Source organism: Corynebacterium sp. HMSC075F02, from assembly GCF_001838335.1.
Taxonomy (GTDB): Bacteria; Actinomycetota; Actinomycetes; order Mycobacteriales; family Mycobacteriaceae; genus Corynebacterium; species Corynebacterium jeikeium_D.
In genome coordinates, this window is the sequence record NZ_KV836312.1 from 82809 (window position 1) to 95313 (window position 12505).

A 12505-nucleotide genomic window follows, 5' to 3' on the forward strand; every position below is an offset into this window, starting at 1 on the left:
GCTATCAAATCACGGGCTGGGACAGCCATTCAGCGCGTGCGGGGGTAATCCGGGGGCGATGTTGCGTCGCCTTTTCCATTTTCTTATCAGCACGGGAGCTAAAGGCGCGTCGTAAAGCGTGTGTGACATGAATGCGCAGGGTATTGCCTTGTTTCCACAAATAGATAACCTGCTCCCTATTTGCGTAACCTGTTCCGTATTGGCGAATTTCTCACGCACCATGCCAGAAATTCGTGGTTCTAATTCCAGAATGAATGCGTGGTTCGTTAAGCTTGAAGGCGTCAACCGGCCAGTCCTTGACAGCGCGGCAGGTGCACGAAACATCGTGCAAGAATTCCCTACTGCGTACTAAACAAGGCCAACTAAGGAGACCGCACATGTCCTTCAAAACTCCCGAGGAAGTAGTCGCGTATATCAAGGAAGAGGGCGTCGAGTTCGTCGACGTCCGCTTCACGGATGTTCCCGGCATCGAGCAGCACTTCACCATCCCGGCATCCGCATTTGACGAGGACGCGATGGCCGAAGGCCTGGCATTCGACGGTTCCTCGATTCGTGGTTTCACTTCCATCGACGAGTCCGACATGGCACTGCTGCCCGACCTGAGCACCGCGCGCATTGACCCGTTCCGCAAGGCAAAGACCCTGAACGTCAAGTTCTTCGTCCACGATCCGTTTACCCTCGAGCCGTTCTCCCGCGACCCGCGTAACGTCGCGAAGAAGGCGGAGGAATACCTCATCTCTACCGGCATCGCCGACACCTGCTTCTTCGGCGCTGAGGCGGAGTTTTACATCTTCGACAACGTCAAGTTCGAGACCGACACCAACCGCGGCTTCTACGAAGTTGATTCCATCGAAGGCTGGTGGAACCGCGGCAAGGACCAGAACCCGGACGGCTCTGCAAACCTGGGTTACAAGACCCGTCTAAAGGGCGGCTACTTCCCTACCGCTCCGTACGACCACTACCAGGACCTGCGCGACAAGATGTGCCTGAAGCTCGCTGACGCCGGCTTCGACCTGGAGCGCGCCCACCACGAGGTCGGCACTGGTGGCCAGCAGGAGATCAACTACAAGTTCAACACGATGTTGCACGCTGCAGACGACCTGCAAACCTTCAAGTACATCATCAAGAACACCGCCTGGGAAGAGGGCAAGTCCGTCACCTTTATGCCGAAGCCGCTGGCTGGCGACAACGGCTCGGGCATGCACGCTCACCAGTCGCTGTGGAAGGACGGCAAGCCACTGTTCCACGATGAGGCCGGTTATGCAGGCCTGTCGGACATCGCTCGCTGGTACATCGGCGGCATCCTGCACCACGCAGGTGCGGTACTGGCCTTCACCAACCCGACCCTGAACTCCTACCACCGCCTGGTCAAGGGCTTCGAGGCTCCGATCAACCTGGTCTACTCGCAGCGCAATCGCTCTGCCGCTGTTCGCATTCCGATCACCGGCTCCAACCCGAAGGCAAAGCGCATCGAGTTCCGCGCCCCGGACCCGTCGGGCAACCCGTACCTTGGCTTCGCTGCCATGATGATGGCCGGACTGGACGGCGTGAAGAACCGCATCGAGCCGCACGCTCCGGTCGACAAGGATCTCTACGAGCTCCCGCCGGAGGAAGCTGCCGACATCCCGCAGGCTCCGACCTCTCTCGAGGCCGCACTCGAGGCCCTGCGCAATGACCACGAGTTCCTGCTCGAGGGCGATGTCTTCACCGAGGACCTCATCCAGACCTACATCGACTACAAGTACGAAAACGAGATCGAACCGGTTCGCCTGCGCCCGACTCCGCAGGAATACGAAATGTACTACGACTGCTAAAGTTTTCGCTTCACGACGGCCACAGCGAGCAGCCCCCATTGCTCCTAGTGGCCGCCTAGCTGCTTGAAGTCAATAGCCAAAACCGTCTGACCACAGTAAATGTGGCCAGGCGGTTTTTCGTTGCGGCCATGCTGACTGCGGGCGCCTGGGCCCGCATACGCGCGCGTATGTGAGCACGAATTTGTGCGCGGTTCCGGGCCACTCCCCTGAACAGGGTCATACACCACCACAAAAGGGCCGCGACCCCTGCACGAGTAGAGTTGCACACTCTCCGCCCCAGTCTTATCGATGCAATATTCACTTGTCGATGCGCTATAGCGTGGCCATAAGTGAACAGCGCATCGACAAGTGACAGGGTGGGGAGGATACCGTGCGCATAAGTGCCGGACAGCCGTCGACAAGTGAAGGAAAATCATCGATAAGTGCCAGGAAATTGGCCATACGTGCGAGGGTGTCGCTAGGGACAACACGAGGGACGGATGCGAGGGACACCGCAAGGGGGCGGACACCAAGAGCGGATGGGGCATGCTGCGAAGGTAGGACGCCAGGCAATCACGCCCGTTGAACCAGAAATGTGTCGCAACTTAATGACATGTGACAAAGTTCATAAACATTGATGCGTGGGAGGATAATTCACTCATCTGTAATCGTTCTCAAAAAGTATCAATTGTGCATGTCGAAGTAGTTATTACGGGCAACTTATTGACGGAAATTGGGCTCTGTCGCTGTGACCGTCGTAAAGCGGGAATGTCGTGCTGAAAACTGCGTAAACGCCCCTACGCTGTGGTTTTTCCGTATGGTGGTACGCCATACCCCTCGGAAATGGCGACTCGAGAGCCCACGCCGAGGCGATTTGATTGATTCTGGAGAGCATGCATCTGGAATTTCTTAAGCAGAGCCGCCGCATAGGGTGGCCGATGAACATTAAGAAGGATTTGAGCATTCTTGACTAACGAAAACGCTGCCAACCCAGAAAACTCAACTCGCATTGATTTTCTCTACCTCAGCGAACCGGACATGGTTGAAGCTGGTGTCACGGATTTCGCCAAGTGTGTTGAGACCATGGAAGAAACCCTGATTCTGCTGGCTGACGGCGACTACCGCATGGCCGGTGCTTCCGCTAACTCCCACGGTGCCCAGATCAACTTCCCGGATAACCCAATCCATGAGGGTATGCCGGCAAATGGCCCTGACCGTCGTTTCATGGCAATGCCCGCTTACCTCGGTGGTCGCTTCAACGGCGCAGGTGTGAAGTGGTACGGCTCCAATGCCGATAACCGCCAGAACGACCTGCCACGTTCGATCCACCTGTTCATTCTCAACGATGCAATTACGGGTGCCCCGAAGGCTGTCATGTCGGCAAACCTCCTGTCGGCATACCGCACTGGCGCTGTTCCGGGTGTCGGCGTCAAGCACCTTGCCGTCGAAGACGCCGAGGTCGTTGGCATCATTGGCCCGGGTGTTATGAGCCGCACCATTCTCGGCTCTGCCATGTCGCAGCGTCCGGGCATTAAGAAGGTCAAGGTCAAGGGCCGCTCCCAGGCCTCGACTCAGAAGGCTGTCGATTGGATTAAGAACGAGTTCCCGCAGCTGGAAGAGGTCCGTATCGTCGAGACCGAAGAAGAGGCCATCCGCGACTCCGACATCCTCATCGCCGGCACCTCGACTTCCTCCGATGGTCCGGCCGGTTTCCCGTACTTCAAGAAGGAGTATCTGAAGCCCGGCGCGCTGCTGCTCATGCCGGCCGCTGCACGCCTCGACGACGACTTCGTGCGTTCCGACGACTGCAACCTCGTCGTTGACTACACCGGCCTGTACGAAGAGTGGTTCAACGAGAACGGCCCAGACGTGACCTATGAGCGCTTGCTCGGTATTCCGGGTAACCGCTGGTGGGACATGAAGGAAGAGGGCACCCTTCCCGCCGAGAAGCTTGTCAACATTGGTGATATCGCTTCCGGTAAGGCTCCGGGTCGCCAGAACGACGAAGAAATCTTCTGCTACTCCATCGGAGGCATGCCAGTCGAGGACGTCGCCTGGGCCACCGATGTCTACGACAACGCCCTGGCAAAGGGCATCGGCACCAAGCTGAACCTGTGGGATGTTCCGCTGCTGAAGTAGTAGTGACCAGTAATTTCAACACCACGATTAGTAAGCTCAACAAGCTAGACGCGAAGTAGGCGAGTTTTACCAATGGGTAAGTTCAAACCCAGCAGTGACCAGACAACTCCGGAAGGAATCCAACGATACATCCGGGACAATGACATTCGCTGGGTAGACGTCCAGTTCACCGACGTTCCCGGCATCGAACAGCACCTAACCGTTCCGGTATCCGAGTTTGATGAGGACTCAGCCTACGAAGGCCTCGCCTTCGACGGTTCATCCATTGCGGGTTACACCTCGGTGGATAATTCCGACATGATGCTGCTGCCAGACCTGGACACGGCTTTCATCGACCCGTTCCGTAAGTCGAAGACGCTGAACATGAAGTTCTTCGTCCATGACCCGCACACCCGCGAGCCGTTTAGTCGCGACCCGCGCAATATTGCCCGTAAGGCCGAGAACTACCTGAACGAACTGGGCTTCGCCGATACCTGTAATTTTGGCGCTGAGGCAGAGTTCTACATCTTCGACTCCGTCCGCTACGACTCCAGTTCAAACAAGTCATTCCACGAGGTGGATTCGGTTGAGGGCTGGTGGAACTCCGGGGTGAAGGTAAACCCGGACGGATCGCGCAACCTCGGCCACAAGGTGCGCACCAAAGGCGGCTACTTCCCTACTGCTCCGTATGACCACATGCAGGATCTTCGTGACGAAATCGGCGAGCACCTGCAGGATGTTGGCTTCCATGTTGAGCGCTCCCACCACGAGATGGGCTCCGGCGGTCAGCAGGAGATTAACTATCGTTTCAATACCCTGCTGCACGCCGCCGATGACATGCAGACTTTCAAGTACGTGGTGAAGAACACCGCCAAGTTCAACCAGAAGTCCGCTACCTTCATGCCGAAGCCGTTGGCCGGCGATGGCGGCTCTGGTATGCACATCCACCAGTCACTGTGGAAGGATGGCAAGCCACTATTCCACGATGAAAACGGTTACGGCGGCCTGTCCGACATGGCGCGCTACTACATTGGCGGCATCTTGAAGCACGCCGGTGCAGTCCTGGCTTTCACCAACCCGACAATGAACAGCTACCACCGCCTGGTTCCGGGATTCGAGGCTCCCGTCAACTTGGTCTACAGCCAGGAGAACCGCTCGGCCGCCATCCGAATCCCGATTACCGGCGCAAACCCGAAGGCCAAGCGCATCGAGTTCCGCGCTCCGGACCCGTCGGGCAACCCGTACTTGGCTTTCACCGCCGCAATGATGGCTGGTCTCGACGGCATCAAGAACCGCATCGAGCCTGGCAAGCCGATTGACAAGGATCTCTACGAGCTGCCACCAGAGGAACTCAAGGACGTCCCCACCGTCCCGCATTCGCTGGAGGGTGCGCTGAAGGCGCTGGAAGAGGACCACGAGTTCCTGCTTGCCGGCGATGTCTTCACACAGGATCTCATCGACGCGCATATCCGCTACAAGTTCGAGCAGGAGATTATGCCGGCACGTCTGCGCCCGACGACGCAGGAGTTCGAGCTCTACTACGACTGCTAGCATTCGCCCCGTAAAGCTCGCTTGACGACGCCCACACCGCTACCCCACCTAACCGTCTTGGGGTAGCGGTGTTTTTAGCTGGGGCATACTTTTTAGTCGGCACATTTAGTAGAGCTAGCACCACTGCGAACTAGACGGATCAGGGCTACCCTTGATTGTTATGAACAACAAGTCACTGACCCGTTCCACCAATAACAAAATGGTTGCAGGTGTGCTCGGTGGGTTCGCTGAGTATTTCAACTGGGATGCGACTTTGCTGCGCGTTATATTTGTCGCGTCTTTCCTGATGCCTGGTCCGCAGTTTCTTCTCTACCTCGCAGCATGGATTATCATGCCGAAGGAAACTTACGTATAAGCGCGGTCGACCGAAAAATACCTAAATAGCCATACCTTGGAGTATTTATCTAATGAGCGACGCCGCTCCCGAAAAACCCACCAAGAAAATTTACCGCTCGCGTAATGACCGCCTCCTCGGTGGCGTCCTCGCAGGAATCGCGGAAAGCCAAGGCTGGGATATCACTTTCACACGAATGGTCTACATCATCCTTCCCTGCGTTGGATCGATGATTGGCTGGAAGATTAGCGCTGGATTCCTAGCTCTTTACCTCTTAGCCTGGTTCGTCCTGCCAGATGGCGAGTACACGCTTGACGACGATGCCCGCGGCTCCAACCACGCAGAGAAAGAAAATAAGCAATAAACGTCAAGCTTAATAAGATTGATACCTTTCCGTTACTCGCAACGCCCTCACCAGCACTATTCCAATTTCGCAATCACGCAAATTCGGTAACAAATAGAGCATAGAGTGCACAGATTCGCGCCATTTGACTTGCACAGGCCCCAGAATTACCTAGTGTTCTTTCTGTACGGCTTTGAAGCCACACCATCTTCGAATGTCCGATATTCAAAAGAATTGTCAATTTCTCTTTGAATTTAATTCGGACAAATAGTGGAAGATGCCAATAATTGAATAGGTAACTTAGTTAGCTCTCAAGAAAGTGGTTTTGAAATGCAGAACAAGAAGATGACCCGTATCGCTACCGCAATCGTTGGCTCCGCCGCTCTTCTCGGCGGCCTGGCTGCATGTTCTTCCGATGACGCACAGGATGCTGCTAACAACGCCAAGGATCAGGCGGGCCAGGTAGCAACCGACGCCACTGATAAGGCTGGCGACGCTATGGACGGAGCTAAGGACAAGGCTGGCGAGGCTGCTGATGGCGCTAAGGACAAGGCTAACGAGGCTATGAACGGTCTGGGGCTGGGCGACGCTGCTGGCGAGGATGTGGCAGAGGCTGACCTGCCTGAGTCCATCACCGAGGCAGCTTCTTCCTTCACCTCCCCGTACGATTCTGAGGCTGGCGAGTTCAAGTCCGCTAAGAAGGTCGGCGACGCGGTTGCCGCTGAATACGAGAACGTCACCTTCGTTGAGTCCCCAGAGACTAATGGTGCACAGCCGCTGATCGGTAAGATTCGCGAGACCTGGGTTGCCAACGGTGCACTGGAAAACGAGATTGGTCTGCCGACCGCACCGGAGTCGGAGATTGAAAACGGCTGGGAGCAGCCGTTCACTAAGGACACCATGAAGTGGACCTCTGAGGACGGCCAGAACTACTCCGACTCCTACGAGAACAAGTAGTTCTACACGAACCGAAAGATTTTGAGCGTGCCGGGTGGCACGCTCTTTTTCTTTCCCCCTAGCTAGTTAAATCCCCCTTTCCCCTAGTCAAAAACGCCAGAGGCACCGCGCCGATGTGCGCCAACAATGTTGATATCGACAATCCCCACGGCAGCCATTGATGCAAAGACCGTGGTGGGGCCTACGAACTTAAAACCAGCTTTCTTCAATGCCTTGGCAAGCGCCTTGGACTCCTCGGAGTAGCTGGGCACCTCTTCGATTGAACGTGGCTCGGGAGACTTCTCCGGTTTAAACGACCACATCAACTCGGCTAAGCCGCCGTTTTCACGCAGAGCAATCGTCGCCGCGGCGTTATTGATTACCGCGGTAATCTTCCTGTGATTCCGAATGATTCGTTCATCATTCATCAATCTTTCGACATCTTCGTCATCGAAATCAGCAACCGCATCGGGGTCGAAGTTCGCGAAGGCTTCCTGAAACGCGGGCCGCTTCTTCAGCACTGTCTCCCACGACAACCCCGCCTGAAATACCTCCAGGCTGAGCCGTTCGAATAGTCCTTGCTCATCGCGCACCGGCATCCCCCACTCGGTGTCGTAGTACTCTCTCAGCAGCTCACTGTGAGCAGCCCATGCCGGTCGAGCCAATCCATCCTCACCGATGATGAGCCCATTGTTTTCCGTGTAGTCCGATCCAATTTTCATCAGTCTTTCCAATCCCCCAATTCCGGTTTGACTTAGCTGAGCACCGCAGCTCTTAATTCTTATGCTTGTGTTGACGCCCAACCAGAGCGCCATACACCAGATCCAGCGTCGGCGTTTCCACTTTCGCCTTCTGCCCCATCCGGCGGATTGCGCCAATCTGGGCATCGAGCTCATTGGTAAGTCCCGCGGTGTAGTCGCGCTGCATCGACGAGGTGTTGTTGTACCCTTGATCATCAGTAAAGGCCAAGGTCCGCGACACGATGTCCTCTGGCAGCGCAACGCCGCAGGCTCGACCGACTGCCTCGGTTTCTTCAAACATCCGCGTCAAGCTGTCGCGCATTTCCGAACGCAAGTAACCAATCGGACTATCAGCCAGGGCACCTAGGGCACCGAGGTTAGCCACGAACATCGCTTTTGCCCAGATATCGACCCAGATATCCGGGAGCTGTTCGCCACCGAGCCCAGCCGTGTGCAATGCCTCGATAACTTCCCCGACCAGGTCATTAGTGGAGCCATCGAATGTGCCGATGTTCAGGCTCATCGGTCCTGGGCGGAAGGTAACTTCCGCCGGGCCAGTGTGGATAAAGAAACCGCGGATAACACCCGGGAACACCTTGTCCTCACCGAACCGCCCCGCTGCCAAATAAGGGATTTCCACCGAGTTATGGGTGGTCACAACCGCGGCTCCAGCCGGAACTTGTGGGAAAGGATCGTTGCCCGGCAGCGCCTTGGTTGCCGCAATCACAACATCGACGCCGATGCCATCGGCAGTGAGTTCGTCCCAGTTGTCGGCTGCCTTAACAGGGATAGTGCTGCGTTCCCCGTGCTCGTCGATAAGCGTGAGCCCCACCTCACGAAGACGTGTCAGGGTCTCACCGCGGGCGAGAAAGACAACATCATAACCCGCTTGCACGAGGCGACCGCCAAACCAGCCGCCCACAGCTCCTACACCTAAAACTCCAATCCTCATAGCTGCCACCTTACGACTTCCGTGTTGAGCGCGAAGGAAGTTGCATTCGGTTGTCCACAGGCAATCCGGGCTATCCCCAAATGTGAAAATTGGACTTGAATTACTACCTTGTCAAAACTATGTAAAGCGGAGTAGGGTCGAAATCAATAGATATCAACCCAGGGTTGTTACTCTTTTGAGGCAAGACCTGAGGCCCACAGTTTGTGGTGCCTCGGGTCTTTTTGCGTTTAACGGCCCTGCTTACTGTGAAGGAAGGTCACGATGGGGTCGTCAAAAGATTCCAGCGCGAGGGCAATAGTTGAAAACCTCGGTGGACCCGGAAACATCACAAGCATGACGCACTGTGCGACGCGTCTGCGTTTTGAACTCGGTGATGTCTCCAAGATTAACGAGGACAAGATTGACAAGGTGCCGGGCGTACTCGGTGTCGTTCACCAGGGCGATAACCGCTACCAGGTCATCTGTGGCGGTGGCGTCGAATCGATGTACACGGCAATTAAGCATCTACCGGAAATGAAGGGCGCCGGCGCAGTCGCCACTAAGTCCGACGCAGACGTTAAGGCAGAAGCTCGCTCGAAGGCACGCGGCAAGTACTCCTGGTTGGACAACTTCTTCGAGTACCTCTCCGATTCGTTCCGCCCAATCCTGGGTGTGCTGTTGGGCGCATCGCTGATTATCGCTATTGCCGCGGTTCTCGACGGTCTGAACATCGTCGACTTCCGCGCTGAGGATAAGTCCGCTACTTGGATCTTTGTTGACGCCATGTGGCGCAGCGTCTTCTACTTCCTGCCAATCATGGTCGCCTACAACGCAGCGAAGAAGCTGCGGGTAGATCCATGGCTGGGCGCAGCCATCATGGCTGCCCTAATGACGCCGGAGTTTATGAGTCTGCAGGATACCGATCGCTTCTCGGACACCATCAAGACAGTCAACGAGGAACTCGGTACCGAAACTTTCACCGCCAACATCTTCGGCCTGCCAATGCAGCTCAATGACTACGGCGGACAGGTCTTTGTACCGCTGATCATGGTCGCCATCCTGGCAGTGGTCTACCACGGTTTGAAGAAAATCTTCCCGGAGAATGTGCAGATGGTCTTCGTTCCGTTTATCTCCATGTTGATTATGATTCCGCTGACCGCTTTCCTCATCGGCCCACTGGGAATCTGGCTGGGTAACGGCATCGGCTCCGGCCTGGCATGGATGAACTCGAACGCACCGTTTGTGTTCGCAATTCTCATCCCGATGCTCTACCCGTTCCTGGTGCCACTGGGTCTGCACTGGCCACTGAATGCGCTGATGCTGGTCAATATCCAGACTCTCGGCTACGACTTCATCCAAGGCCCGATGGGTGCCTGGAACTTCGCCTGCTTCGGAGCAACTGCCGGTGTGCTGGTTCTTTCCATGCGCGACCACGACACTCAGATGCGCCAAACTGCAACGGGTGCACTCGCTGCCGGTCTCTTCGGTGGTATCTCCGAGCCGTCCCTCTACGGTATTCACCTGCGCTTCAAGCGGATTTACCCGCGCATGCTGCTCGGCTGTTTCGCCGGCGGTCTGACTATCGCCATCCTGTCGGCTCCGTTCGGTGGTGTGACAACCAACGCTTTCGTCTTCACCTCCCTCATCACCACTGTCGTGTTCAAACCGATGTGGGTCTACCTGATTTCCGTCGCCGTGGCATTCTTCGTCGCCATGTTCGCCATCATTCTCACCGACTACCGCACGCCGGAAGAGAAGGCTGAGGCCGAGGCCGCACGCGCCGCAGAGCTTGACGACGAGCCCAGCGACGCCACCCCACACGCTGCCACCAGTGGCTCCGATTCGGCTCCAGCTGAGGCTTCCGGTGACGCTGGTACCAACGCCGAGGCTGCCGCACCGGCTGCTGCGGCAGCTGGCGCCGGTGGTGTCGCAACTGCCGTTGATACCAAGCCTGTACAGGTGCAGGCCCCGGTTGCCGGTGAGGTTGTCAGCCTTGCTGAGGCCGGCGACGCGGTCTTTGCCTCCGGTGCTCTCGGTGACGGTGTCGGTATCAAGCCGACCAGTTCTACCGTGGTCGCACCCGTATCGGGCACGTTGATGACTGTGGCAAAGACCGGTCACGCCTTCGGTATTAAGACCGATGACGGTGTAGAGGTACTCGTCCACGTCGGTATCGACACGGTCAAGATGGCCGGTGAAGGCTTCGATGTCCAGGTTTCCAAGAAGCAGCACGTCGAGGCCGGCGATGTTCTTGCCGAGGTCGATTTCGACAAGGTCAAGGAAGCTGGCTACCCAACCACGACACTGATGACCATCACCAATACCAAGAAGCTAACCAAGGTTTCCCCGGTCACCGGCATCTCTGTCCAAGCCGGCGACATGGTCATCGAGGTTCAGCCATAATTGATTTCTAGAAGGCATACCGGCCTGAAATCCCTCAACTTATGGAGGAGTTCACGGTTACCGACATGGAAATCCTGAGAGTATTCAATAACAACGTGGTCCTGGCCAAGGACGCGACCGGCGAGAAAATCATCACCGGCCGCGGAATTGGGTTCAAGGCTCGCCCGGGACAGCCGGTTGATTCGAGCAAAGTAGTCCGAATCTTCGTCCCGGCAGAAGGCCGCGATCCGGACCATATTGCCACGATGCTCACAGAAATTCCGCTGGCTCACATGACTCTTGTGACCGATGCGGTAACCGCAGCCGGCCTGCCGGAATCAATGACGAAGAACGCTTCCCTCCTTGTGGCGTTGGCCGATCACATTGGTTTCGCCATCATGAGGGCAGCTAACGGGCAGCGAGCCGATTACCCGCTGCTCGCGGAAGTCAGCCAACTTTATAGTGAAGAATACGCGCAGGCGCAGGCGATTTTGTCGCATATCAATCGCGCCCTCAATGACCGTCGTATAGCGCCATTGCCCCGCCCAGAAGCGGTGGCGATTACGTTACACCTGGTCAATGCTGGTTTTTCTACGGGTGATTTGAGCTTCACCTACACCATGACGGGCGTGCTGCAGCAGCTGCTCACAATCATTGAAAGTGATTTTGGTATCACGCTGGAGCCAGAGACTGTCAATGTAGGGCGCTTCATCACGCACCTGCGCTACTTGTTCGTCCGGATTGCCAAGCATGAGCAGTTGAAAGATCACTCCTCCGCTATTGGCCAGGCCATCCGTGACTCCGCCCCAGAGGCGTTTCGCTGCGCACAGCGTATCTCCGCAGTCATTGAACTGCGTCTGGGGTCGGGGCTGACGGAAGACGAAGTTTCCTACCTCACCCTGCACATTGCACGCATTGTGCAGGCAGCGGCTGTATCTCCCACCGCCTCCAGGGCTTCCCGGAGCGTGCGCGACGTTGATGACAAGCAAGCACCAGCGGGCGGCGCACTCGCGGTGGGGTGTACAGGCACTGTGCCTGAGTCAGAAAATTTCACATATTCGACCCGAAAGGATTCAACCATGATTACTCGTACCGCTACCATCGGTTCCTCCGTAGGCCTGCACGCTCGCCCGGCTTCCCTGTTCACTCAGGCTGCTGCTGAGTACGACTACGACATTGTCATTTCCCTTGACGACGAAGAGGCCGATGCCGCCTCGATCCTGGAGGTCATGACCCTCGGCGCTAAGCACGGCGACGAAGTCACGCTGAGCTGCGAGGACGACTCCGCAGCTGCAGCTCTGGACGAGCTTGCAGCCATGCTCGAGCGCGACCTTGATGCCGAGTAAGCCCAGCTAGAACGCTCCTGGATAACACCAC

General features: G+C 56.5%; 10 protein-coding genes and 1 pseudogene. 9 read left to right on the plus strand and 2 right to left on the minus strand.

The features are described 5' to 3' along the window. Positions 1-377 precede the first annotated feature (377 nt). The 6 genes from glnA (HMPREF2920_RS06080) to HMPREF2920_RS06105 all read left to right on the plus strand — a co-directional run bounded on the left by glnA (HMPREF2920_RS06080) (position 378) and on the right by HMPREF2920_RS06105 (position 7096). Entirely contained in the window at positions 378-1814 is a 1437-nt protein-coding gene (gene glnA, locus HMPREF2920_RS06080; RefSeq protein WP_048732575.1) for a type I glutamate--ammonia ligase, read from the plus strand. Between the two features lie 945 nt (positions 1815-2759). Beyond that, positions 2760-3932: an ornithine cyclodeaminase family protein gene (locus HMPREF2920_RS06085; protein ID WP_048732577.1), complete on the plus strand. Its 1173-nt coding sequence runs from the start codon at positions 2760-2762 to the stop codon at positions 3930-3932. Between the two features lie 72 nt (positions 3933-4004). Beyond that, the gene (glnA, locus tag HMPREF2920_RS06090) at positions 4005-5462 is read left to right on the plus strand and encodes a type I glutamate--ammonia ligase (RefSeq protein ID WP_048732579.1); all 1458 of its coding nucleotides are present in this window, start codon (positions 4005-4007) and stop codon (positions 5460-5462) included. Between the two features lie 160 nt (positions 5463-5622). Then, a complete protein-coding gene (locus HMPREF2920_RS06095; RefSeq protein ID WP_048732581.1) occupies positions 5623-5817 on the plus strand; it encodes a PspC domain-containing protein in 195 nt (64 codons plus the stop codon). Positions 5818-5869: 52 nt separating this feature from the next. Then, positions 5870-6160, plus strand: a complete 291-nt coding sequence (locus HMPREF2920_RS06100) for a PspC domain-containing protein (RefSeq protein WP_070600876.1) — start codon at positions 5870-5872, stop codon at positions 6158-6160. 309 nt (positions 6161-6469) lie between these two features. Continuing rightward, positions 6470-7096 (plus strand): hypothetical protein, encoded by a 627-nt coding sequence (locus tag HMPREF2920_RS06105; RefSeq protein ID WP_049192899.1) that lies wholly within the window; start codon positions 6470-6472, stop codon positions 7094-7096. 83 nt (positions 7097-7179) lie between these two features. On the opposite strand, the gene HMPREF2920_RS06110 is transcribed toward HMPREF2920_RS06105, so the two are convergent. Together HMPREF2920_RS06110 and HMPREF2920_RS06115 are read right to left on the minus strand one after the other, a co-directional pair. Beyond that, a complete protein-coding gene (locus tag HMPREF2920_RS06110; RefSeq protein ID WP_016423053.1) occupies positions 7180-7797 on the minus strand; it encodes a DNA-3-methyladenine glycosylase I in 618 nt (205 codons plus the stop codon). A 52-nt stretch (positions 7798-7849) separates the two neighbouring features. Continuing rightward, the gene (locus HMPREF2920_RS06115) at positions 7850-8767 is read right to left on the minus strand and encodes a 2-dehydropantoate 2-reductase (RefSeq protein WP_070566896.1); all 918 of its coding nucleotides are present in this window, start codon (positions 8765-8767) and stop codon (positions 7850-7852) included. Between the two features lie 261 nt (positions 8768-9028). On the opposite strand from HMPREF2920_RS06115, the gene HMPREF2920_RS06120 reads away from it, so the two are divergent. The 3 genes and pseudogenes from HMPREF2920_RS06120 to HMPREF2920_RS10930 all read left to right on the plus strand — a co-directional run bounded on the left by HMPREF2920_RS06120 (position 9029) and on the right by HMPREF2920_RS10930 (position 12474). Beyond that, positions 9029-11149, plus strand: coding sequence for a glucose PTS transporter subunit IIA (locus tag HMPREF2920_RS06120; protein ID WP_016423055.1), 2121 nt, complete (start codon positions 9029-9031; stop codon positions 11147-11149). Positions 11150-11214: 65 nt separating this feature from the next. Next, positions 11215-12030, plus strand: a pseudogene (locus HMPREF2920_RS10925) (PRD domain-containing protein); the annotation flags it as partial. A gap of 177 nt (positions 12031-12207) precedes the next feature. Beyond that, positions 12208-12474: an HPr family phosphocarrier protein gene (locus tag HMPREF2920_RS10930; protein WP_224433282.1), complete on the plus strand. Its 267-nt coding sequence runs from the start codon at positions 12208-12210 to the stop codon at positions 12472-12474. The last annotated feature ends 31 nt before the right edge of the window (positions 12475-12505 follow it).

Excerpts from the sequence above, each read along its gene's own strand:
- glnA (WP_048732575.1), top strand. The coding sequence starts at position 378 with ATGTCCTTCAAAACTCCCGAGGAAGTAGTCGCGTATATCAAGGAAGAG.
- HMPREF2920_RS06095 (WP_048732581.1), top strand. The coding sequence starts at position 5,623 with ATGAACAACAAGTCACTGACCCGTTCCACCAATAACAAAATGGTTGCA.
- HMPREF2920_RS06105 (WP_049192899.1), top strand. The coding sequence starts at position 6,470 with ATGCAGAACAAGAAGATGACCCGTATCGCTACCGCAATCGTTGGCTCC.
- glnA (WP_048732579.1), top strand. The coding sequence starts at position 4,005 with ATGGGTAAGTTCAAACCCAGCAGTGACCAGACAACTCCGGAAGGAATC.
- HMPREF2920_RS06110 (WP_016423053.1), bottom strand. The coding sequence starts at position 7,797 with ATGAAAATTGGATCGGACTACACGGAAAACAATGGGCTCATCATCGGT.
- HMPREF2920_RS06120 (WP_016423055.1), top strand. The coding sequence starts at position 9,029 with ATGGGGTCGTCAAAAGATTCCAGCGCGAGGGCAATAGTTGAAAACCTC.
- HMPREF2920_RS10930 (WP_224433282.1), top strand. The coding sequence starts at position 12,208 with ATGATTACTCGTACCGCTACCATCGGTTCCTCCGTAGGCCTGCACGCT.
- HMPREF2920_RS06115 (WP_070566896.1), bottom strand. The coding sequence starts at position 8,767 with ATGAGGATTGGAGTTTTAGGTGTAGGAGCTGTGGGCGGCTGGTTTGGC.
- HMPREF2920_RS06100 (WP_070600876.1), top strand. The coding sequence starts at position 5,870 with ATGAGCGACGCCGCTCCCGAAAAACCCACCAAGAAAATTTACCGCTCG.